The following is a 23,252-nucleotide window of genomic DNA, read 5'->3' as shown; positions in this document are numbered from 1 at the left end:
ATCAGCTAGTGATTCTCGCCAACCATATTGACGATGTGTCTACTTCAGGACAAAAATATGTTGATGTTCTCATGCATATGTACTTCAAAATAAGATGCTCTAGTTATTAATTTTTTAAACCATCATTTAAAAATCCACATACTATTTAAGCCTGAATATCGCATTCATTTTTTTCATAATAACAAAGCCCAATTCATTAAATCATTGAAAATAAGCATCTATTTAGTCGCATTAAAAAGATAAAATGCTAATATAATACTGAAACCTTTTTCAAAAAATTTAAACCATAACTTGGAGGAAGATAATTGAAATTAGTGTTTTTTTTCAGTTTTTTAATTTCTATCAGCTTTTTTTCCAAAGCGGTATCAAATACTTCTGAACAAAAGTCCGCATTTAACTTTTTTCAGCCAATCATCAATAAAAAAGACATAAGCAGCCAATGGGTGATTGATTCACTTCAAGGGCCTGATGGTTTTATGTGGGTAGGAACACAAAGAGGCTTATATCGTTATGATGGAAATGATTTTAAGCTGTTTAAATATAATGAAAGAAATCTCGATTCTTTACCTAACAATTACATTAATTCAATTAATAAAGACAGTAAAAACAGGTTATGGTTTTCTACGGATGGCGGTTTAGCAAGGTTTGATTCTGACAGAGAAATATTTATTACATATCGCCATCAGCCAGAGAACCTAAACTCGCTGAATAACGATATAGTAATGGCTAACTTGGTCGATTCTAAAGGCATCATCTGGGTAGCAACGTGGGGCGGAGGCTTAAACCGTATTGACCCTAAATTAAATACTGTGAGCCACTACCTCCACAACCCGGAAAATGCTACCAGCATTAGCGGCAATTTTGTATACAGTTTAATTGAAGACAGTCATGGCGACTTGTGGTTAGGCACACGAAATGCAGGATTAAACAAGTTTAATAAGAAAAGTAAAACATTCACTCGCTATCTACATAACCCAAATAACCCGCATAGCTTAAGCCATAATAGAGTAAGCTCGATTATTGAAGATTCAACAGGTCTACTTTGGGTCGGAACCAGAAAAGGTGGCCTCAATAGATTAGACCCAAAGACTGGTTTATTTAAAAGGTATCAGCATGATCCCGATAACGAGACTAGTCTTGGTAACAATGAAGTACTCTCAGTATTCGAAGATAAAAAACATACTATTTGGGTTGGCACGAACGAAGGAGGCCTTAATAGATTCATAAAAGGCACCCAAGACTTTCAACGCTTCCAACATTCTACTGAACGAGAAAATAGCCTTTCTAGTAATAACATTTGGTCAATTACTCAAGATAATAAGGGCTTCATTTGGTTATCAACATTTGGTGGAGGCGTTAGCATTTTCAATCCATTGAGTGAACAGTCTGACTATATACAGCATATTGATTCTATTTCAGATAGTTTAACTAGCGGCTTAATTACCGCAATATTTGAAGATAGAGAAGACAACTTATGGGTTGGCACTCAATTCGGTTTGAATTTTAGAAAAAGTCATTCAAAGGGGTTTAGGCATTTTACTCATGATGAAGAAAACAATAACAGTTTAAGCGGCAACTTCGTAAAAGTAATTTTCCAAGATTCGAAGAATAACATGTGGTTTGGAACTTTAAGTGGCGGACTAAATTTATTGGCTGCTGATGGTAAATCTTTCAAGCGCTTTCTACATCAGGAAGAAAACAAAAACAGCATTAGTGATAACAACATTATGTCTATCACAGAAGATAATAGCGGCAACATATGGGTGGGCACCGATACAGGATTAAATAAATACAATGAAGCTAACGACACTTTTGTGCGCTTTCTTCATGATGTGAACGATAAAACTAGCCTAGGTGCAAATACCGTTGAGGCCCTTTTATTCTCTATTGAGGGCGACTTATGGATTAGTACGATAAATGGTGGCCTCAACAAATTTAATTATGAAAGCCAAACGTTTACTCGCTTTATATATAACCCAAATGACGAAAATAGCATCAGCCACAATCGTATTTATTCGATTGCCCAAGAAAAAGAAGGCGAGTTATGGCTAGCAACAGAAGAAGGGTTAAATAAATTTAACATTAAAGACAAAAAATTTACCCGCTATGGCTCTAAGAATGAACTAGAAAATGACGAAACTAATGGCATAATGATTGATAAGCAAGGTTATATTTGGATTATCGGCCGACATATCTCCAAGTTCGATTCAACAAAGGACATCATCTACCATAACATTGACCATAACACCCATTGCGTTTTGAAAAATACTCAAGCCTTTTACCAATCACGCAATGGAAAATTTTATTTTGGTGACAAAGGATTATGTAGTTTTTACCCAGAAGAATTTGAATTACCAAAGATTAAGCCTCAAATAGCACTAACAGATTTCCTTCTATTAAATAAAAGTGTTGAAATTGGCAGAGAGGGATCGAATGGAGCTTTAAGTAAATCAATAGTGAAAGCTTCTAAAATTACCCTAGACTATTCCATGAATGTTTTTTCCTTTAAGTTTTCCGCCCTAAATTTTACTGATTTCGAAAACATGAAGTATCAATATAAACTTGAAGGCTTCAATTCAGATTGGGTAACTACTGATGCGGATAATCGCATTGCAACGTATACTAACCTTTCTCCAGGAAGATATGTTTTTAAAGTCAAAACTAAGAATACTCTAACGCCTTGGGCTTCAGATACGCGAACGCTAGAAGTTAACATCCTTCCTCCACTGTGGAAAACATGGTGGGCGTACACTGTTTACGTTTTAGTCTTGCTTTATGCGATATATGGATTCATTAGAGCACAACGACAAAAAGTTAAGGCGGCTCGAGAGTTAAGCATTCGCTTAGAAAAAATGGTTGATGAAAGAACCGAAAGCCTCCTGCAAGCCAATAAGAAGCTAGAAGAATTAAGCCTCACAGATCAATTGACTAAGCTGAAAAATAGGCGCTTTTTATCAAGGAACTTGAAAAGTGATATTGGCTTAACACTCCGAAAATACTTCAACAATAAATCGAATAAGCCATTAGATGAAGCAGACTTAACCTTCTTCTTGATCGACTTAGATCACTTTAAGCAAGTTAATGATTTATATGGACATGCTGCTGGAGATGCAGTGTTAGTTAGCATAAAGCCGATTTTGGAAAGCGTCTTTAGAGAATCAGATTATTTAATAAGATGGGGGGGAGAAGAGTTTCTAGTCGTCGCCCGTTTTTCCAATCGAAGTAGCGCGCCAGAGATCGCGGAAAGATTAAGGCTATCAGTAGAGAAATTTGATTTTGATATTGGAGAAGGAAGAATACTCAAGAAAACATGCTCTATAGGTTTTGCTAGTTTCCCTTTTGCTATCGAACGCCCTGAAGCTTATAGCTGGGAACAGGTTATTGATATTGCAGATCATGGTCTATATGCAGCCAAAAAGTCATCAAGAAATTGCTGGGTTGGCCTTGAAAATATCGACTGTAATAAAGGGAATCAATTAGCTAATGTTACTGAAAAAACGGAAGAATTAATTGCGGCTGGTCATTTAAAGGCAATTAACTCTCCAATGAATAATAAAAAGTTAAAGTGGGCTAACCCAAGTTAACTTCAGAAAAAGCTAACAATATTATGAAGTAAAAAAGGGTAATAACATTACTGCTATTACCCTTTAAAAATATTTACCTAAAACCAATTAGTGATTCTCAGAAACCATATTGACAGTATATTTAGGAATTTCTACAACTAAGTCTTCATCTTGAACAATAGCTTGACAACCAAGGCGTGATTCTGGCTCTAAGCCCCATGCTTTATCAAGCATGTCATCTTCAAGTTCATCACTTTCTTCAATTGAGTCAAAACCTTCACGAATGATCATATGACATGTGGTACAAGCACAAACCTTTTCACACGCATGCTCTACACCAATGTCATTCTTAAGGGCGACATCAAGTACACTTTCGCCTTTTTCAGCTTGTACTACTGCCCCTTCTGGGCACAATTCTTCATTTGGTAAAAATATAATTTGTGGCATTTAACTAAACCTCGTCTACTGAATGGCCTGATAATGCTGTTTTAATAGAAGAGTCCATTCTACGCTCAGCAAAAGCGGCAGTGCTATGATTTAATACTTCTAATGACGCTTCAACATCAGCGGCATTTCCTGTGTGGCTTATTTTTGCAAGCGCTGAAATATTATTCTCTATTTCAGTTATTTCTGCTTCGTTTAATAGGTGACTATCAACAGCTAGTGCTGCTTGAATCGACTCGATAACACGAGAAGCTTCTACCTGCTGTTCTTTTAACATCCGAGCTTGCATATCTTGCTCAGCGTTTTCCATTGAATCTTTCAGCATACTGGTAATCTCATGCTCTTCTAAACCAAAGCTTGGTTTAACGGTAATACTCGATTCAACACCTGTTGATTTTTCCATTGCAGAAACTTCTAACAAACCGTCGGCGTCAACTTTAAAGGTTACGCGAATATGTGCAGCCCCAGCTGTCATTGCTGGAATACCGCGTAGTTCAAAACGAGCCAATGAACGGCAATCGTCAACTAACTCACGTTCACCTTGTAATACGTGTACAGCCATCGCTGTTTGGCCATCTTTAAAGGTAGTGAACTCTTGAGCTTTAGCGGTTGGAATAGTCGTATTGCGTGGAATAACCTTTTCGACCAATCCCCCCATAGTTTCTAAACCTAGTGACAATGGCGTAACGTCAAGTAACAACATATCACTCTCAGGTTTATTACCCGCTAGAATATCCGCTTGAATAGCAGCGCCAATGGCAACCACTTTATCTGGGTCAATTGATGTTAATGGCTTTTTATTAAAGAACTTTTCCACTTCATTGCGCACTAATGGCACACGAGTAGAGCCACCAACCATAACCACTTCAATAACTTCAGCTATTGAGAGTTCAGCATCTTTTACCGCACGACGACAAGCGCGTAATGTTTTCTTCACTAATGGCAATGCTAAGGTTTCAAAATCATCACGAGTTAAGCTGTTTGTCCATTGATTACCTGACTCTAACAACAATGAAATTTCGACACTATCGTTTATTGAAAGCTGCTCTTTAGCAAAACACGCTTGTTGAGTGAGTTGTCGCTCCATTGAAGCAGATAATGGCCGTGTTAGACCTGCTTTCTCAATAATATCTTCAACGATGACTTCATCAAAGTCATCACCGCCAAGGGCTGAATCACCACCAGTAGCAAGTACTTCAAAAACGCCTTTATTTAAGCGTAATATCGATATATCAAAGGTACCGCCACCTAAGTCGTAAACGGCGATAACGCCTTCTTGCCCGCTATCAAGGCCATAGGCAACAGCAGCTGCAGTTGGTTCATTTAATAATCGAAGAACATTAACACCCGCTAACTTAGCGGCGTCTTTAGTACTATGACGTTGCGCATCATCAAAATACGCAGGTACCGTAATTACAACACCCGTTAGCTCGCCGCCTAGTGAAAGTTCTGCACGCTTTGCTAATGTCTTTAGAATTTCAGCAGACACTTGTACTGGGTTAACATCGCCTTTACGTGTCGCTATCGATGGGTGGCTTTCATCCCCACAAAAGTTATATGGCAAAGAAGCGTATTTGCTCGCTATATCAGCTTTTGAGCGGCCAATTAAGCGTTTAGCTGAAACGATAGTATTTTCTGGGTCGCTAACTGACAAGGCTTTAGCTTCTGCACCAACTAAGATTTCATCAGTTTGATAGCTAACAACGGAAGGAAGAATATCTTTACCATGTTCATCAATAATGGTTTCGGCCAAACCACTTTTAACACTTGAGATAAGTGAATTGGTGGTACCAAGGTCAATACCTGCTGCTAATCGATGCTCGTGAGGAACCGTACTTTGTCCTGGTTCAGCAATTTGTAATAATGCCATGATGGAAGCTCATTGGATAATAGTGTTACTGATTTACCATTATTGATTAAATTGTCGTGCAGTTTAAAATCATTAATAGTATTAAATAATGCGATGCTAGTTATGTCTAATTTCTATAACAAAAACTAGTCGTCTAATAATTCATCTTCAAGCTTATCAAGTTCAATTTGTAATTTTTGATAAAACTTTAACTTTCTAACGTTGTCACACGCTAAGCCATTTGATTGTTCAGTATTTTCGCTAAGTTGAACCTGAAGCTGACTAAACAGTTGTTCAAATTCACTTTCAAAGACTTGCGATGCCTCAAAAATAGCCGCGTCAGTGTCATCAGCAAATTTAATTTCTGCTAGCAATTCTCTCAGCTCCATTTGACGCATAAGAAAACTAACATCGCCGACTGTAGCTTGTTCATCAGGCATATCAACGCCGCGCAATTCTAACATATATTGCGCGCGTAATAGTGGGCTTTTTAACGTTTGATAGGCGTCATTAATTTCTGTCGAACGTTGCACCGCTACCAACTGCTCTTGGCTCGAAGCGTGAGCAAAGCGGTCTGGATGCACTTGTTTTTGCAGTGATTGATAAATTGTCGATAGGTTTGCAAGGTCAATGCTGAACTGATTATCTAAGCCAAACAATTGAAAATAATTCACACCAACTCCAGTGAATAAATAAGTGCATTAAACATTAAAGCTTTCACCGCAACCACATTCGCCTTTAGCGTTCGGGTTGGTGAATTTAAAACCTTCGTTTAAACCTTCTTTGACAAAATCGAGCTCAATACCATCTAAGTAAACTAAGCTTTTGCCGTCGATGATGATGTTAACACCCTCAATAGCAAACATTTCGTCATCTTCATTTAGTTCGTCAACAAACTCAAGTACATAAGCGAGTCCTGAACAACCCGTTGTTTTTATACCTAATCGTAAACCAAGGCCCTTGCCTCGGTTATCGATAAACGATTTTACCCTGTCTGCAGCAGCAGCAGTCATCGTTACGCTCATAGTATGTCTCCAGACTAATCGTTGTTCTTAGTACGGTAATCTTCAATTGCTGCTTTAATGGCATCTTCAGCCAATATAGAACAGTGAATTTTTACTGGTGGTAAAGCAAGCTCTTCGGCAATAGCAGTATTTTTAATTTCTGCTGCTTCGTCGATAGATTTACCTTTAACCCACTCAGTCACTAATGAACTTGACGCAATAGCAGAGCCACAACCGTAAGTTTTGAATTTAGCATCTTCAATAATGCCTTCATCAGTAATTTTAAGTTGTAATTTCATCACGTCACCACATGCTGGCGCGCCAACCATACCAGTTGCAACTTGTGGGTCATCTTTATCTAATGAGCCAACATTACGTGGGTTTTCATAATGATCGATTACTTTTTCGCTATAAGCCATAATATTCTCCTAAGTACTCTAGTGAGCAGCCCACTCAATTGAGTCTAAATCAATACCGTCTTTGAACATTTCCCAAAGCGGTGACATGTCACGTAAATGGCCAATTGCCTTTTTAATTAGGTCAATGGCGAAGTCAATTTCTTCTTCTGTGGTGAAACGACCAAAACTAAAACGAATAGAGCTATGCGCCATTTCATCGTTCAAACCAAGTGCACGTAAAACATATGAAGGTTCTAAACTTGCAGAAGTACAAGCGGAGCCAGACGATACTGCTAGGTCTTTTAACGCCATAATTAATGACTCACCTTCAACGAAATTGAAGCTAACATTCAAATTACCTGGGTAGCGCTTATCAGCATCACCATTAATGAATACTTGCTCCATATCATTTAAGCCAGCCCATAAACGATCACGCATTTTAGTTACGTGTGCTTCATCTTGCTCTAACTCTTCTTTAGCGATTCTAAAAGCTTCGCCCATACCAACAATTTGATGAGTCGCTAATGTACCACTGCGCATACCACGCTCATGGCCACCACCGTGCATTTGTGCTTCAAGACGAATGCGAGGCTTACGGCGAACATAAAGTGCACCAATACCTTTAGGGCCGTAAATTTTATGTGCGGAGAATGACATTAAGTCAACTTTCAAGTGCTGTAAGTCAATTTTAATTTTACCGGCACTTTGTGCAGCATCAACATGGAAAATAATTTTACGAGCGCGACACATTTCGCCAATTTCAGCGATATCTTGAATAACACCAATTTCATTATTAACATGCATAATGCTAACTAAAATAGTGTCTTCACGAATAGCATCATTAAGCTTATTCAAATCAATTAGGCCGTTTGCTTCCGGATCAAGATAAGTTACTTCAAAACCTTGACGTTCAAGCTCGCGACACGTATCTAAAACTGCTTTATGTTCAGTTTTACAAGTTATAATGTGCTTACCTTTTTTATCATAAAAATTAGCAGCGCCTTTAATAGCAAGGTTGTTTGATTCAGTTGCACCAGAAGTAATAACAATTTCACGTGGATCAGCATTAATCAAATCAGCAACTTGATTACGAGCGATATCAACCGCTTCTTCAGCCTGCCAACCGAACTTGTGTGAGCGTGACGCTGGGTTACCGTAAAAACCATCAGTGGTCATGTATTGCATCATTTTTTCAGCAACACGCTTATCTACTGGTGTTGTTGCCGAATAATCAAAATAAATAGGAAGCTTCATTGATTAATAATCTCCAATTGAACAAGCAATTAATGCCAGTCGTTCATAATGTTTCGGGTGGTAATTAGTGTTTCTAACGACGGCGCTTTCTTTGCTTTTGCAGAGGCTTGATCTTGTCGTTGAGCAACCAATTTTACATTTCGTTGCTCGACGAGCTCGGCAAGTGAAATGCTTTTTAAAAATTCTTCAATTCTGTCACTTAAGTCTGACCACAAATAATGTGTTAAACATTGTTGGCCATCTTGACAGTTACCTTTACCACCGCACTTAGTGGCATTGATACTTTCATCTACAGCATTAATAACATCTGAGACAGCTATTTGTGCTGAACATTTTCCTAAGCGATAGCCGCCACCAGGGCCGCGAATACTATTAACTAATCCGTGTTTTCTTAGGCGAGAGAAAAGTTGTTCTAAATATGATAATGAAATGCCTTGGCGCTCGGAAATATCGGCCAATGGAACTGGGCCAGTAGCAGCGTGAATAGCTACATCTAGCATTGCAGTTACAGCATATCGTCCTTTAGACGTCAGTTTCATTTATTACCCCTATCAATTCGCTGCGCATTTTACATATCCTTGTAAAATAGTCAACTAAATACCCGAGTGATTTACTCAAGTATTTTACTCGGGATAGAAAATTAGTCAATGAAAAGGGCAATAATTGTATTTAGAACGTATATTATTTTTCGAAATATATAAGTTTAAATAGTTGGGTCAAATGACTCTGCGGCTGTTTCTCTTCGTTTCGCTGCAGCTTTTTCATCTTCAACAAATTCACCAACACGTAATTCCGGCAACGCTTCTTGGCAAACTTCACCACCAAGTTGATTAACTTCGCGGCATAAATCAGACACTTTATTATCCATTAGATGCATGTGATCTAACACTCGCCCTATCGCCTTAGCGACAGGGTCTGGATTGTCTTCAGCAACAGCATAAGCGTCAAAGCCATATTTTTTTGCGACTTTTTCACGATTTTCAGCGGCGCCATTGTCTTTATTAGGATTAACAATGCGACCTGGAATACCAACAGCAGTCGCATTATCAGGAACATCTTTTACAACTACAGAGTTAGAGCCTACTTTGCCATGATTACCAATCGTAATAGGGCCAAGAATTTTAGCGCCTGCACCAACAACCACATTATCTTTGAGCGTTGGATGGCGTTTACCCGCATTCCAACTTGTACCACCCAAAGTAACACCTTGATAAAGCGTTACGTCATCGCCAATTTCAGCAGTGCCACCAATGACAACGCCCATACCATGGTCGATAAAAAAGCGACGACCAACGGTTGCTCCCGGGTGAATCTCAATACCCGTCAACCAACGAGAGAATGTTGATAAACTACGCGCAAGCCACTTCCAGTTATTTTTCCATAATTTATGGCTTAAACGATGGAACCATATTGCATGTAAACCAGGATAATTAGTTAGTACTTCAAAAACGTTACGGGCTGCAGGGTCACGGTCAAACACACTGGCTATATCTTCTTTCATGCGGCTAAACATACCACTTTCCTTCATTTTGGTTTTCTAGCCGCAGTATTACGAACAGTTTTACTAACGACTAAATTAATCAGTTTTTTCTTCAGTCTTTGATGCTTTAGCGGCACGCTCAACAGAGGCCAAAATACCACGCATCATTTTCAATTCTTTCACATCAGGTCGCGCACGGTTAAATAATCGACGCAACTTGGTAAGTACCAAACCTGGGTGACTAGGCACAATAAAACCAGTCGCTTTTAAAGCGTTTTCAAAGTGTTGATAAAAACGCTCTGTTTCATCTACCACTGGATATTCTTCATCTTCAGTTAAGGTAAATGCTTGCTGTTCGTGTGCTAAAAAGCTGGTACGAATTTCGTAACTTAATGTTTGTACTGCCATAGCTAAATTCAACGAGCTATATTCTGGGTTCGCTGGAATTTGTACATGAAAATGACACAGCTGCAATTCATCATTCGTTAAGCCACTACTTTCACGGCCAAACACTAACGCTACTGGATACTCCTGCGCTTCTGCGATCATTTTCTCACCACAACCACGTGGTTCTAGCATAGGCCAAGGTAGGGTTCGTGAGCGTGCGCTGGTACCAACTACAAGCCCACAATCACTAATCGCTTCTTCAAGCGTATCAACAACTTTAGCATTCTTTAATACATCGGTTGCTCCAGCAGCCAATGCTTGCGCTTGACCATTTGGCATTTCGATAGGATCAACAAGAACGAGTTCGCTTAACCCCATTGTTTTCATCGCTCGAGCAGCAGAGCCGATATTACGACAGTCTGAAGTATTTACGAGCACGATACGGACTTTATTTAACAAAGAATCTGACATTATCTACACTTACTTAATTTTACGGCAACAATTACGATATTATTGCTACCTATCTAGATGGCTAAAATTGTCGATAATGTTAACACAGAACATTATCCTTGTACTGAGAAAAAATCACGCCTTTTATATTTGTTTTCTAGTGTTTATCAATATGGATTAGTTCATTTGCTTATAAGTAGTAAGAAAATAAGGAAAGTTTTACTCGTTGCGCTATAACTAAATCATTATTGGGAAATAAATTTAACATATACGAATGAACGGTCTCGCAAAAGAATAATTACTTTGCTATACTCTGCGCGCTTAATTTCAGGCTTACTTACACTGAAGTTAACTTCGTTCTTTTACATAGCTGTTTATGACATTTTACAACATATAGGGTAGTCGATAATGCATCCGATGCTAAATATTGCCGTGCGTTCTGCACGTGCTGCGGGCAAAGTAATTTTGCGCGCTTTTGAACAAGTAGATAAGATTGAAATTGAATCTAAAGGTACTAACGACTTCGTTACTAATGTTGATATAAGTGCTGAACAAGCTATCGTTGAAACGATACAAAAATCTTACCCTAATCACACCATTATCGGTGAAGAATGTGGTTTAATCGAAGGCAAAGACAGTGACTACCAATGGATTATTGATCCTCTTGATGGCACTAGTAACTTTGTTAAAGGTATTCCTCATTTTGCAGTTTCTATCGCCTTAAAAGTTAAAGGCAAATTAGATCAATCTGTTATTTTCGATCCAATTCGTGGTGAGTTATTCACGGCGAGTCGTGGTAAAGGCGCACAATTAAACGGCTTTCGTATTCGTGTAAAACAATCAAAAGAACTCAAAGGTGCTATTTTAGCAACTGGCTTCCCTTTCAAGCATAAGCAACACACTAATGCTTACATGGAAATGTTTAAAACCTTATTCGGTAAAACATCAGATATGCGTCGTGCAGGCTCAGCTGCCCTTGATTTAGCATATGTTGCAGCAGGTCGCGTTGATGGTTACTTTGAAATTGGTTTAAAGCCATGGGATACCGCTGCCGGTGAGCTTATGGTAATTGAAGCTGGTGGCTTGGTAACTGACTTTGTTGGTGGTCATAACCACAGCAACTCAGGCAACATTGTTGCAAGTAGCCCACGTTTAGCAAAAGAAATTCTAAAAGATATTCGCCCACATTTAGGCGATGCTTTAAGCAAGTAATAACTCTTGCCACAATTAATTTAGAAGCGCCAGTTGGCGCTTTTTTTGTGTCTGCAAAGTCCTAGTTTCACCCGAACATATAAGCACCTTCACATCAACGTAATTGCGACATTTCCTGGATGGATGCAGGTGCTTAGGTATTGTCTTGAACTAATAACCTGTGCCTGCATGGATGCTGGTACTTAGATAATGTCGGGAACAGAAAAATAACCGTTCGCCCTAAACATATTCACTCTTTCACATCCATGTAATTGCGACATTTCCTGGATGGATGCAGGTGCTTAGATAATGTCGGGAACAGAAAAATAACCGTTCGTCCTAAGCATATTCACTCTTTCACATCCATGTGATCGCGATATACCGTTCATCGGCGTGCATGAATGCACTAATGTCGTGAAGCCATGGATGGCTAGGAACGACCTAAAAATAAAAAAGCCAGCATAAGCTGGCTTTATAAGTATATTCCCAAATCAATAACGTTTATAAAACGCCACGTTCCATTTGGTTCAACTCTATTGATTTAAATAGCGCAGTAAAGTTACCTTCACCAAAACCTTTATCATCAACACGTTGGATCATTTCAATAAAGATCGGACCAAAGATATTTTTTGTGAATATTTGTAGTAAGTACGAATTTTCTTTTTGGCTATCAACTAATACTTGGTGATCTCGAATGCGTTGTGGATCTTCTTTTACCCAAGGAATGCGGTCAAAAACATCATCGTAATACTCAGGAACAATATTTAAAGTATCAATAATGTTTTTATCTAGTTGGTCTAACGAGCCAAGTAAATCATCAGAGATAAATGCTAAATGCTGAACACCTGGGCCATTGTACTCATCTAAATATTCATCAATTTGATTATTCTTCTTACCTTTACCTTCATTGATTGGGATACAGAATGTGCCACAAGGAGACTGTAGTGCATAAGAAATTAAAGCAGATTTTTCGCCTTTAATGTCAAAGTAACGAACATCAGTAAAACCAAATACGCCTTTATAAAAGTCTGCCCAGTGCTCCATTGTGCCTTGGTAAACATTATTGGTTAAATGGTCAACCGCTAAAAAGCCTTTGTCTTTAACAATTACTGGCTCAGCAAGGTCTTCACAGTCATCTTCATAGATAGAGCCTTTAGTACCGAACTTATCAATGAAATAAATTAAGCTATCACCGATACCAAAAATCGCTGGGTAAGGTAATTTGTTATCTGCGTCTTGTGCTGATTTAGCACCACGAGCAACAGCTTGTTCAAATGCAAATTCGGCATCTTCAACACGCCAGCCCATTGAACAAATTGCCGGACCGTGACTTTTCGCAAATTCACGCGAAAAACCCGCTTGCTCGTTGTTTAAGAAAAAATGAATATCATTTTGATTAAAATAATCGATATCACGGCCTTTGAATTTTTTTGTTTTAGAAAAGCCGAAACCATAGAATGCATTCTCCATAAAGTCAGAATCTGGTGATGCATACTCAATAAATTCAATACCACGTAAATTAAGTGGGTTTGTTGCTTCTGTCATAATTAACTCTCTCACGCTTGCAATAAAGCGATTATTACTGTGATTGTATGGCAGAGGAAGAGATTACAAAAACCGACAATTTTTAAGGCGTAAAACTATTGTTACGTATAATTCAGATGAATTTTAAGCGACTCTGATCCAGCCTATAGCTGGCTTAGCTCAGAGATGTAACAATAAATTTACAGTAATTTTCTGGCCTGAATAATCGTTCATATAAGCTCCGAAAAAAGGTAGCTTACAGTTTCATTACATAATCGTTCTACGTGACAATGTGATCTTAAACACAAAGCGTTAAGTTAAAATAGATATAAAAAAAGCGCTGCCTCATGAAGGGGCAGCGCTTTTCAAAATATTATAAATATTTGACTAGTTTGTGCGTTGTTCTCTACGTGGACGTGGTGAACGTTCCGCTGGAGCCGCTTGGCTATCAGAAACTGTAATATCTAACACTTGACGACGAACACGTACACGCTTCAATTGTTTAAATGACTTGTCTGGCATACCTTTAGGTAACTGCACAAAGCTGTGTTTATCATGCAAGTTAATCGCACCGATATAGCTGCTATCTAATGAGATCTCATTGGCAATTGCACCAACAATATCACCAGGACGTGCACCATGCTCTTTACCAACTTCAAGACGGTAAGTTTGCCAATCAACATCAGAACGCGCTACTTTTGCTTTACGCGGTGCACGCTCAGCACGGTTCTCGTTACGACCACGATCATTACGACCACCACGGCTATCATTGCGACCACGTCCATCGCGATCATTTCTGTCACGTGCTTCACGACGAGGTTTAGGGTCTTCTTTTGGCTGTAATGGTTGCTTCAATTGTTTTTGATACAATAAAGCAGCAGCTAAATCTGTCATTGAAAGTTCTGACTCATTCGCCATTGCTTCAATAATTTCGCGCATAGCTGTCAATTCTTTATCAGCAACAACGCTAGTTAGTTCATTACGTGTACGTTCAATACGTGCTTTACCAATTTCTTGAATGTTTGGTAAGTCATACATTTCAACCTTACCCGAAGTTAAACGCTCATAATGACGTAATGAGTACATTTCACGTGGACGAACAAAAGAGATTGACGTTCCGCTACGACCCGCACGACCTGTACGGCCAATACGGTGAACATACGCTTCATTATCGCCTGGTAAATCGTAGTTAATAACGTGTGAAATACGTGGAATATCAAGACCACGTGCAACAACATCAGTTGCAACTAATACAGAAGACTGGCCTGATTTGATTTGATCAACCGTACGCTCACGTTGCGATTGGTTCATATCACCATTAAGCGCAACTGCTGGGTAGCCTGCACGCTCTAATTTTTCTGCAACTTCAATAGTATCATTACGGGTACGAACGAAAATAATCATCGCATCGTAATCAACCGTTTCAGCAATACGCTCTAGCGCAGTCATTTTATTAATGCCACTAACTTTCCAAGCAAATTGCGCAATGTTAGCTTTCGCTTTCTTTACTGCAGCAATTTTAATGTGCTCAGGCTCTTTCAAGAAGCGATTAGCAACTTTACGTATTTGTGGTGGCATAGTTGCTGAAAATAATGCCATTTGAGTTTCTTTTGGTAAATGCTCAAGAATCCACTCGATATCTTCCAAGAAGCCCATGTTCAACATTTCATCTGCTTCATCAAGCACACAAAATGATAAGTTATTTAGTTTTAAACTTTTGCGACGCAAATGGTCCATTAAACGGCCCGGCGTACCAACAACCACTTGAGCACCACGCTCTAATTGTTGAAATTGTGGTTGGTAAGATTGACCACCATATAAAGTAGCAACACGAAGACCTTTCATGTTTTTAGCAAAACTTTCAATTGCCTCGGCGACTTGAATAGCAAGTTCACGCGTTGGTGCTAACACCATCAATTGTGGTTTACGAATTGAAACGTCAATTTTCGCTAATGCAGGTAAACCAAAGGCTGCGGTTTTACCCGTACCCGTCTGGGCTTCACCTAAGACATCACGGCCTTGCAATAAAGGTGGAATAGTTTGCGCTTGAATTGCAGTTGAAGATTCGAAACCTAGTGCTTTAACAGCAGAAACTAAGTTTTCAGGCAAACCAAGGGCGTCAAAGCCTACAGAGGCATTGTTAAGATCAGTCATATAAATTTTGTCTTCTCATGGTAGAAACTGGCTAAATGCCGAAATTCCTACGTACATATACGAGGAAACCACCAGGAAGACTTAAGGCACATTCGGTACGTTAGCTTTGAATAGCTAACTGGGCAAGTCTATTGGGCGGATATACCCCACTCATTTAAATACTCTGTAATTACGTTTAACAAGATAAATTCTCATCTCAATCACAGAGGCGCGCATTATACAGATGTCTGTTCTTTATACAAGGAATAATGCCATTTACATACGATTTAGCAACAAAACAGCCTCATTTTCTTCAAATAAGGTTATTTTGTTGCTAAAAGGTAGCAGCATAAATGACAACCATTTCTGCCGCTAGAATTTTAAACCACTGCTAATAGTTAACATTAACTGTCAATTTCAAAACCACCTTTAACTTCTTTTACACGTAGACCACCCGAGCCGCTATCTAGAATTTTTAAACCGCCCGCTTGTTCAACATCAATATCACCCGAGCCGTCATCAATAGTGATTACGCCATCAACTTTTCTCACAGTTAAGTCACCTGAGCCATCCTCAAATAGCGCGCTACCTGATATTTCTTTTGCATAAATACTGCCTGAGCCATCATCAATATCAACATTGCCGTCAATTTCACTTAATTCCATTGAGCCAGATCCGTCAACAATCGTGACATTACCTATAACATTATTGACATATAAGCTTCCTGAACCATCATCCACACTCAAGTTATTTTTAATATTAGTAATAGTAAGCTCACCCGAGCCATCTTTAACCTCAACTGCGCCATTAATATTACTTATACTTGCCGCACCTGAGCCATCTTCAACAGCTAGCATTAAGTGGCTAGGTACAGTTACCTTTAGGTTAATATGAGGAGAGTCTCCTTGCCAAAAGCCACTACTACTATTAATTTTTGCCACCAAAAATGCTGTTTTCCCTGAATTAGTTAATTCAAGTTGGTAGTTATCCGTATTACGCTTATCGGTGTAAATATCAGCAACAACCGTAATATCAGAAACGTTATCAGAGCCTGATATCACCAATGAACCCGCACCAGCTTCAACATCAAAAGCAGTTAACGTTGCTGCATCTATAATTAATTCTTTTTGATCATGATGATTTGCATGAGAAGGATTGGCGACGACAATACAGCCACTTAGCAATGTTGCACTTGTGACACATAGTAATGATGAAAGTAATTTCATTGGTATATTCCCTTGTTAAAACATATTTTTTAATTATCTTTCAATAGATAATCAATAATCACGCCAATTAGTTAACTCAATTAAAATCAATAAGTTGATGTAAATTGTGAATTATAAAACAAGATAAAAAATACAAGTTTTGGTTAAAATCACAATTAATTGGTATTTTAACCAAGTTCATAATTACTTTTAAGAAACAATAAATTGGCTAACAACATCAGGGAAAATTCCAAAAACTAAACCGATAATAATAAAACTATATACCAGCACTTTTTCAATCACTGCTCGCTCAAGTTTTTTAACCTCATTGCCACCCTCTGGCTCTACTTCAAATAACTTAAAAATAATGGGTAAGTAATACGCTAAACTAATACCACTGCCAACAATTAAGGTAATAATTAACCACCAAGCATGGGCTATTGTCGCCTGACTTAAAATATAAAACTTACCAATAAAGCCCATAGTTAAAGGAATGCCTGCTAAACTTAATATCGCAAGGATAACCAATAAACCGTAACTTGGTGTGCGCCAAAACAAGCCTTGTAAATCATTTAATACCGGTTCTTCTTGATAATGTTTAACGACCCTATCTCCTGTTAAACACTGTGTTTGCAGTGAGGCAATAACCAAAAACAATGATATATTGGCAACAACATAGGCACTTAAATAAAATAAAACGCTTTGCCAAGTAAAGGCTAAACTTTCTCCTGAAATAACAATGACAACAATTAACAAGTACCCCATATGAGCAATAGAAGAATATGCGATGAGCCGCTTTAAGTTGCTTTGTTTTAAAGCCAATACATTACCTATTAACATAGATGCGATAGCCAAAACAATTAACAGCAATTGCAAATTACCATGCAACATATATCGTTGCGCAATCACACATTTCACCAGCACCACAAACATAGCAATTTTTGAGACAGTTGCCATCAATGAGGTCACTGGAGTCGGCGCACCTTGATAAACGTCGGGAGTCCAAAAGTGAAACGGTGCTATTGAAAGCTTGAATGCGATACCCGAAATAAACAATAAAATACCTAATTCAAAAAACAATCGTAAATTCTGCTGGTGATACATATCATTTGGTAGATTAGCATCAAAGCTCATAGTGCCAGTGACACTATAAATAAAGGCAATACCAAGCAACATAAAATTTGAAGCACTGGCGCTAAGTACTAAATATTTAAAGCCACTTTCGACGCTATAATTGCTCTCTCGATGATACCCCACTAGTCCTACTAAGCTTATGCTCAACAACTCAAAACCTAGAAACAAACTAGCAAAGTGATGACTTGTTACCAGCACACCAGCACCTAACACCAGTAGCATTAACAATAAATAATATTCATCATGTACTTCTATATGATTCTTTAAGAACTGATAGCTCATATGCAAAGAAGCTAAAGCCGCAACCAGAACTAGGCTAAAAGCAAAAGCGCTGTTGCTATCGACTTTTAATAACTGGGTTACCGCAGTTGGTTGAATTGCAAGTAAATTTACACTGGCGATTAATGCTGTAATTAACACTGCAGCAGTAAACAGCGCTATCGTGTGCTGAGAACGACGCCAAGCAACAAGTATCAATGCTAACGCGATACCAAAAGCGACAATAAGTTGCGGTAAAATGGTTTGAATAATATCTAAACTTAACGAAGCATGGGTATCAGCCGCTGTTATCATCATCACTTAGACTCCAAATGAAAATTTAAGTAATAAGCTTGGGTATAAACCTATTACTAACAACATTAAAAATAACGTGCTACAAATCATCAATTCACGTGGCGCGAGATCAATAATTTCTTGCTTCGCCAGTCCTTGAAAGCTTGTTTGAAATAGCACCATGCCATAAATAACCGAGCCAATTAGACCAAAGGCGGCAATAACAGCAAATATTGGCAATGTTTGAAATGCGCCAATTAAACTGAAAAATTCACCAATAAAGTTTGCTAAACCAGGTAAACCAAAAGCCGCTCCAGCAAATGCTAAAGCAAAGCCCCCCATACGTGGTGCACTTTGCCAGAATCCACCCATATCGGCTAAGCTGCGACTATGTATACGCTGATAAATCATGCCAGCTAAGGAGAATAATGCTGCACTACTTAAACCATGAGCGATCATAGTGATAATAGCGCCTTGAAATGCAATATCATTAAAAGCAAATAACGCCAACATCACAAAACCCATATGGCTAATACTGCTATAGGCCACTAAACGTTTAAAATCATGCTGAGCAAAAGCCATTTTTGCGCCATAAACAATACTTACTACTGCGAGTGTTGCGGCAATAGGTGCAAACTGAGCACTTGCTTCAGGAAATAAGAAAATAACAAAACGAATGAGACCATATGCACCCGTTTTCAATAACACACCTGCTAATAATACGCTGCCCGCTGTTGGTGCTTGCGTATGAGCATCAGGTAACCAACTGTGTACCGGCACTGAGGGTAACTTAACGGCAAAGGCAATAAAAAAACCGATCATTAAATACTGACTTAATGACAACGGCAGATTTAAACTTAACCAATCGAGGTAGTAAAAACTCAACTCGCCAGTTTGTAGTAAATGAAAATATCCGGTGGCGATAATTGCCACTAACATTAATAAACTACTAACCTGAGTGAAGATAAAAAACTTTAAAGCGGCAAAGTGTCGATTTTCATGACCCCAGATAGCGATAATAGCAGTCATTGGCAACAGCATAACTTCCCAAAAGAAGAAGAATAAAAACATATCAACGGCAACAAAAACACCAATAATGCCTGCAATTGTTGCCAATAAATTAAAATAATAGAAACCGGCCTTGTGCTTAATTTCCTGCCAAGAAACTAGTACACAAATAATCGCCAGCAACCAAGTAAGGGCGATTAATACTATACTGAGTTGGTCAAGCCCAATGCTGTACTCGATATTAAAGGTGTCAATCCAACTTACTCGGCTTAATACGGTTAAGCTTTCAAAGTTATGATTTGCTGTTACAACAAAAATACAAAATACTGTTGCTAGTAAAGTAAGTACCAGCAAGGCACACCATTTAGCACTACCACGCCATCGGTTTTCACAACCCCATGACAATATGCCAGCAATAAATAAAGTGACCATGATAAAAGTTAACGTCATAGAATAGTCACTCCTACCAGTACCAAAATCGACAACCCGAACGCCGCTATATACCAACGCAAGCTACCGTTTTGTATCATTGTCATAACGTCATGCCATAGACCTATATACCAAGCACTCGACATTAAGGTCTTATCAACAATATCATTCCGATTTAATTTTGCTAACCACGTATAAGGTAAAATGAATAACCGTTTGTATAAATTATCAAACCCCAATCCATTGCGGCAAAAAACCGCAAAACTATGTGTACTTGCCGATAGCACATAATCATCTTGACCTTTTGTCAGTCGGTAATTTTTAAAGTAATACCAAGCGAATAAAATACCAACAAACGGCGTAGCAATAGCAACAGAGTGCAACCAACTAGGTTCATTTTCGAATGAAATGCTCGCCCTAGCACTCTGGAATACCTGATTCAAATCGAGTGAAATTAGCCCTCCAAATAACGACAACATTGCCAATACTACAAGCGCTGAACGCATCAAGTTTGCTTTTTCAACCACTAAACCTGTGCGATAACGTTTGTTACCTAAGAAAGCTAAAAAGAACAAACGACAACTATAAATACTAGTTATGAAGGCACCAATGATTGCGCACCACCATAACGCTGGACCAGCTGTATTTGATGACCATAATTGAGCAATTATTGCTTCTTTTGAAAAGAAGCCTGATGTACCCGGCAAAGCCATTAAACAAATGAGACCAACAACAAATAATGCGCTTTCAACTGGCAACTTCTTCAATAAGCCGCCCATTTTGAAAAGATCTTGCTGGTGGTGTAACGCTAAAATCACCGCGCCTGCAGTTAAAAAAAGCAATGCTTTAAAAAATGCGTGCGTCATTAAATGAAAGACGCCCGCCGACCATGCGCCAGCGCCTAAGGCTAGCATCATATAGCCAATTTGACTCATGGTTGAATATGCCAATACTCGCTTAATGTCGGTTTGTGCAAGAGCAGCAAAACCCGCTAACAATAACGTAATAGCTCCTAACCAAGCGACATAAGTCATGACTTCCGGTGAAAACATGAATAAATGATGCATGCGGGCAATTAAATATACTCCAGCGGTTACCATAGTTGCAGCGTGAATTAAGGCACTTACAGGGGTTGGTCCAGCCATAGCATCAGGCAACCAAGTTTGCAGAGGTAACTGCGCAGATTTACCAACCGCACCACCTAGTAGCAATAACGCTATCCAATAAATATCATTAAGTTGCTCAGTGCTAAAGCCTGTACCAGAAGAGCCAATTTGCTGTAATAAAGAACTAAGTGCTTCAATATTAAGTTGTCCAAAACTATTAAATAACAACAGTAGACCTATAGCCATGGAAGTATCACCAATACGAGTAACAATAAAAGCTTTTCGTGCTGCCAATACATTTGCTTTTTCGTGATACCAAAAACCAATCAGTAAGAAGCTACATAACCCAACCCCTTCCCAGCCTAAATAAAGCAATACTAAGTTATCGGCTAGTACTAAAACTAACATGGCCACAATAAACAAATTCATATAAGCCATAAAACGAGTAAAGTTAGCATCGTCTTTCATATAGGCAGCAGCAAATAAATGAATAAGAAAACCAATACCTGTTACGACACAGATCATCACGGCAGATAGACCATCAAGGTAGAAACTCATATTAACGTCACTACTACCCTGTTTAGTGACTAAATTAAACCAATGCCATAAATTTGCTGTCATGACAGAATCAGGCATTGCCGATAACTCAAGTACCAGCAGCATACTCACTAATGCGGCAATAGCCATAGCACCAACACTAATAAAACTTGCCACGTGCCACGACAATCGTTTGGCAAAAACAATAAGTAATATAAAACTGATTAAAGGGTAAAAAGGTAAACTGGCCAATAGCATAATGCTCACCCCTTCATCTTATTGAGCAAATCAATATCTAACGAACGATATTTCTTTTGCATACGAATTAATAATGCCAGACCGACCGCAACCTCTGCAGCGGCAAGCGTTAAAATAAGAATAAACATCACTTGTCCATCAGCCTGTTGCCAGGCACTACCGGCACCAATGAAAGCGACACCAACAGCATTCAACATCACTTCTAAGCTCATCAATATAAATAAAGTGTTTTTTCTAGCCACAACACCGATAAAGCCAATAGTAAATAATAAACTCGATAGCACGAGTACATGAAACAAAGGGATAGCTGTCATCTTTGGCTCCCTTGGCTTTCTGGTTTCGCATAATGATAGCCCGCCAACAACCCCGCCAAGAGCAGAAATGAAGCAATTTCTACGGCTAACAAGTAAGGGCCATATAGCATAATACCGACAGATTTAGAGCTAATAACTTTAACTTGTAAGGATTGCTGTATTTGGGCGTTATTGATAATTACTACCAACTCAATCAATAATGCAAAGGCGAGAAACATGGCACCAAACATATTCGCAACGCCACGATTTTGCGGAGCATGTTGCGTTTCATCTTTCCCTAAACCAAACATTAATACTGCAAAAACAAACAACACCAATATCGCACCAGCATAAACAATGACTTCTAAACCAGCGGCAAATGGCGCCCCCATTAAGTAAAAACACACGGCCACGGCCAATAAAGATACGACTAAATACAACAATGCATGAACTGTATTATTACCTGTCACCACTTTTAAACTCGCCACAACGGCAACAGTAGCCGCCAAGTAAAACAAGCTTTCAATGGATGCAAAATAACTCATGGCATTAACCCCTTCACATCTATTGGTGGCCTTTCTTGCTCAGCCTCACCTTTACCTTTACCTGCAATGGCAATACCTGATTGCTGATAAAAACTATAATCGGGATATTTTCCTGGACCATTAATCAGCAGATGCTCTTTCTCATAAACAAGGTTTTGCCGATCATACTCAGCGAGCTCTACATCAGGAGTCAGTTGAATAGCATATGTAGGACAGGCTTCTTCACAAAAACCACATAAAATACAGCGAGAAAAGTTAATGCGGAAAAAGTCTGCGCGTTTTCTGCCATCATCATCAACCACTTGCTGGAGAGCAATACAATCAACAGGACAAGCAACCGCACACAAATTACAAGCAACACAACGCTCTTCACCACTAGGATCTCGGGTTAGCACTATTCGGCCACGATAACGAGGAGCTAAATACGGCTTTTGTTCAGGGTATTGCACTGTATCTGCTTTTGTGAAGGTATGTTTTATCACTAACCACATGGTTCTTAATTGACTAA

20 protein-coding genes are annotated in these 23,252 nt (G+C 38.8%); 2 read left to right on the top strand and 18 right to left on the bottom strand.

Annotated features, from left to right (window positions below; all coding sequences use genetic code 11):
* The first annotated feature begins 314 nt into the window (after window positions 1–314).
* The gene (locus AC27E9_RS04450) at window positions 315–3,584 is read left to right on the top strand and encodes a two-component regulator propeller domain-containing protein (protein ID WP_487128294.1); all 3,270 of its coding nucleotides are present in this window, start codon (window positions 315–317) and stop codon (window positions 3,582–3,584) included.
* Between the two features lie 87 nt (window positions 3,585–3,671).
* On the opposite strand, the gene fdx is transcribed toward AC27E9_RS04450, so the two are convergent.
* The 9 genes from fdx to trmJ all read right to left on the bottom strand — a co-directional run bounded on the left by fdx (window position 3,672) and on the right by trmJ (window position 10,838).
* Window positions 3,672–4,010 carry an ISC system 2Fe-2S type ferredoxin gene (fdx, locus tag AC27E9_RS04445; protein WP_487111805.1) on the bottom strand — a complete coding sequence of 113 codons (339 nt, stop codon included), beginning with the start codon at window positions 4,008–4,010 and terminating at the stop codon, window positions 3,672–3,674.
* Window positions 4,011–4,014: 4 nt separating this feature from the next.
* Window positions 4,015–5,877, bottom strand: coding sequence for a Fe-S protein assembly chaperone HscA (gene hscA, locus AC27E9_RS04440; RefSeq protein WP_487127626.1), 1,863 nt, complete (start codon window positions 5,875–5,877; stop codon window positions 4,015–4,017).
* Between the two features lie 125 nt (window positions 5,878–6,002).
* The gene (gene hscB / locus AC27E9_RS04435) at window positions 6,003–6,530 is read right to left on the bottom strand and encodes a co-chaperone HscB (RefSeq protein WP_487127625.1); all 528 of its coding nucleotides are present in this window, start codon (window positions 6,528–6,530) and stop codon (window positions 6,003–6,005) included.
* Between the two features lie 27 nt (window positions 6,531–6,557).
* A complete protein-coding gene (gene iscA / locus AC27E9_RS04430; RefSeq protein ID WP_487111808.1) occupies window positions 6,558–6,881 on the bottom strand; it encodes an iron-sulfur cluster assembly protein IscA in 324 nt (107 codons plus the stop codon).
* Window positions 6,882–6,895: 14 nt separating this feature from the next.
* Entirely contained in the window at window positions 6,896–7,279 is a 384-nt protein-coding gene (gene iscU, locus AC27E9_RS04425) for a Fe-S cluster assembly scaffold IscU (protein WP_487127623.1), read from the bottom strand.
* Between the two features lie 18 nt (window positions 7,280–7,297).
* Window positions 7,298–8,512, bottom strand: coding sequence for an IscS subfamily cysteine desulfurase (locus AC27E9_RS04420; protein WP_487127621.1), 1,215 nt, complete (start codon window positions 8,510–8,512; stop codon window positions 7,298–7,300).
* A 29-nt stretch (window positions 8,513–8,541) separates the two neighbouring features.
* A complete protein-coding gene (iscR, locus tag AC27E9_RS04415; RefSeq protein WP_487127620.1) occupies window positions 8,542–9,051 on the bottom strand; it encodes a Fe-S cluster assembly transcriptional regulator IscR in 510 nt (169 codons plus the stop codon).
* Between the two features lie 164 nt (window positions 9,052–9,215).
* Window positions 9,216–10,025: a serine O-acetyltransferase gene (gene cysE / locus AC27E9_RS04410; protein WP_487127618.1), complete on the bottom strand. Its 810-nt coding sequence runs from the start codon at window positions 10,023–10,025 to the stop codon at window positions 9,216–9,218.
* Window positions 10,026–10,088: 63 nt separating this feature from the next.
* Window positions 10,089–10,838, bottom strand: a complete 750-nt coding sequence (trmJ, locus tag AC27E9_RS04405) for a tRNA (cytosine(32)/uridine(32)-2'-O)-methyltransferase TrmJ (RefSeq protein WP_487128292.1) — start codon at window positions 10,836–10,838, stop codon at window positions 10,089–10,091.
* Window positions 10,839–11,237: 399 nt separating this feature from the next.
* Here trmJ and suhB point away from each other — a divergent pair, with 399 nt between their 5' ends.
* Window positions 11,238–12,041, top strand: a complete 804-nt coding sequence (suhB, locus tag AC27E9_RS04400) for an inositol-1-monophosphatase (protein ID WP_487127616.1) — start codon at window positions 11,238–11,240, stop codon at window positions 12,039–12,041.
* A gap of 480 nt (window positions 12,042–12,521) precedes the next feature.
* On the opposite strand, the gene hppD is transcribed toward suhB, so the two are convergent.
* The 9 genes from hppD to nuoI all read right to left on the bottom strand — a co-directional run bounded on the left by hppD (window position 12,522) and on the right by nuoI (window position 23,235).
* The gene (gene hppD, locus AC27E9_RS04395; RefSeq protein ID WP_487127614.1) at window positions 12,522–13,565 is read right to left on the bottom strand and encodes a 4-hydroxyphenylpyruvate dioxygenase; all 1,044 of its coding nucleotides are present in this window, start codon (window positions 13,563–13,565) and stop codon (window positions 12,522–12,524) included.
* Window positions 13,566–13,931: 366 nt separating this feature from the next.
* Window positions 13,932–15,698, bottom strand: a complete 1,767-nt coding sequence (locus AC27E9_RS04390) for a DEAD/DEAH box helicase (RefSeq protein WP_487127612.1) — start codon at window positions 15,696–15,698, stop codon at window positions 13,932–13,934.
* A gap of 383 nt (window positions 15,699–16,081) precedes the next feature.
* A complete protein-coding gene (locus tag AC27E9_RS04385) occupies window positions 16,082–16,903 on the bottom strand; it encodes a DUF4097 family beta strand repeat-containing protein (RefSeq protein WP_487127610.1) in 822 nt (273 codons plus the stop codon).
* A 189-nt stretch (window positions 16,904–17,092) separates the two neighbouring features.
* On the bottom strand, window positions 17,093–18,592 hold the full coding sequence (locus tag AC27E9_RS04380; protein ID WP_487128290.1) for an NADH-quinone oxidoreductase subunit N: 1,500 nt from the start codon (window positions 18,590–18,592) through the stop codon (window positions 17,093–17,095).
* Window positions 18,593–18,595: 3 nt separating this feature from the next.
* Window positions 18,596–20,026: a complex I subunit 4 family protein gene (locus AC27E9_RS04375; RefSeq protein ID WP_487127609.1), complete on the bottom strand. Its 1,431-nt coding sequence runs from the start codon at window positions 20,024–20,026 to the stop codon at window positions 18,596–18,598.
* Window positions 20,023–21,906 (bottom strand): NADH-quinone oxidoreductase subunit L, encoded by a 1,884-nt coding sequence (nuoL, locus tag AC27E9_RS04370; RefSeq protein WP_487127608.1) that lies wholly within the window; start codon window positions 21,904–21,906, stop codon window positions 20,023–20,025. Before nuoL ends, AC27E9_RS04375 begins: the two co-directional genes overlap by 4 nt.
* Before the next feature lie 5 nt (window positions 21,907–21,911).
* Complete coding sequence (gene nuoK / locus AC27E9_RS04365) at window positions 21,912–22,220, bottom strand: NADH-quinone oxidoreductase subunit NuoK (protein ID WP_487127607.1); 309 nt, start codon at window positions 22,218–22,220, stop codon at window positions 21,912–21,914.
* Window positions 22,217–22,744, bottom strand: a complete 528-nt coding sequence (nuoJ, locus tag AC27E9_RS04360) for an NADH-quinone oxidoreductase subunit J (protein WP_487127606.1) — start codon at window positions 22,742–22,744, stop codon at window positions 22,217–22,219. The genes nuoK and nuoJ overlap by 4 nt, the downstream gene beginning before the upstream one ends.
* Window positions 22,741–23,235 carry an NADH-quinone oxidoreductase subunit NuoI gene (gene nuoI, locus AC27E9_RS04355; RefSeq protein ID WP_487128288.1) on the bottom strand — a complete coding sequence of 165 codons (495 nt, stop codon included), beginning with the start codon at window positions 23,233–23,235 and terminating at the stop codon, window positions 22,741–22,743. The genes nuoJ and nuoI overlap by 4 nt, the downstream gene beginning before the upstream one ends.
* Between the last annotated feature and the right edge of the window lie 17 nt (window positions 23,236–23,252).

It is taken from the genome of Colwellia meonggei (assembly GCF_057537295.1).
Note: the sequence above shows the minus strand (reverse complement) of the source record. Positions and strands in the feature narration are given on the sequence as shown.

Bases quoted from the DNA above. Each gene is read 5' to 3' on its own strand.
- fdx (WP_487111805.1), bottom strand. From the start codon at position 4,010: ATGCCACAAATTATATTTTTACCAAATGAAGAATTGTGCCCAGAAGGG.
- hscA (WP_487127626.1), bottom strand. From the start codon at position 5,877: ATGGCATTATTACAAATTGCTGAACCAGGACAAAGTACGGTTCCTCAC.
- iscA (WP_487111808.1), bottom strand. From the start codon at position 6,881: ATGAGCGTAACGATGACTGCTGCTGCTGCAGACAGGGTAAAATCGTTT.
- iscU (WP_487127623.1), bottom strand. From the start codon at position 7,279: ATGGCTTATAGCGAAAAAGTAATCGATCATTATGAAAACCCACGTAAT.
- AC27E9_RS04420 (WP_487127621.1), bottom strand. From the start codon at position 8,512: ATGAAGCTTCCTATTTATTTTGATTATTCGGCAACAACACCAGTAGAT.
- iscR (WP_487127620.1), bottom strand. From the start codon at position 9,051: ATGAAACTGACGTCTAAAGGACGATATGCTGTAACTGCAATGCTAGAT.
- cysE (WP_487127618.1), bottom strand. From the start codon at position 10,025: ATGTTTAGCCGCATGAAAGAAGATATAGCCAGTGTGTTTGACCGTGAC.
- suhB (WP_487127616.1), top strand. From the start codon at position 11,238: ATGCATCCGATGCTAAATATTGCCGTGCGTTCTGCACGTGCTGCGGGC.
- hppD (WP_487127614.1), bottom strand. From the start codon at position 13,565: ATGACAGAAGCAACAAACCCACTTAATTTACGTGGTATTGAATTTATT.
- AC27E9_RS04390 (WP_487127612.1), bottom strand. From the start codon at position 15,698: ATGACTGATCTTAACAATGCCTCTGTAGGCTTTGACGCCCTTGGTTTG.
- AC27E9_RS04385 (WP_487127610.1), bottom strand. From the start codon at position 16,903: ATGAAATTACTTTCATCATTACTATGTGTCACAAGTGCAACATTGCTA.
- AC27E9_RS04380 (WP_487128290.1), bottom strand. From the start codon at position 18,592: ATGATGATAACAGCGGCTGATACCCATGCTTCGTTAAGTTTAGATATT.
- AC27E9_RS04375 (WP_487127609.1), bottom strand. From the start codon at position 20,026: ATGACGTTAACTTTTATCATGGTCACTTTATTTATTGCTGGCATATTG.
- nuoL (WP_487127608.1), bottom strand. From the start codon at position 21,906: ATGCTATTGGCCAGTTTACCTTTTTACCCTTTAATCAGTTTTATATTA.
- nuoK (WP_487127607.1), bottom strand. From the start codon at position 22,220: ATGACAGCTATCCCTTTGTTTCATGTACTCGTGCTATCGAGTTTATTA.
- nuoJ (WP_487127606.1), bottom strand. From the start codon at position 22,744: ATGAGTTATTTTGCATCCATTGAAAGCTTGTTTTACTTGGCGGCTACT.
- nuoI (WP_487128288.1), bottom strand. From the start codon at position 23,235: ATGTGGTTAGTGATAAAACATACCTTCACAAAAGCAGATACAGTGCAA.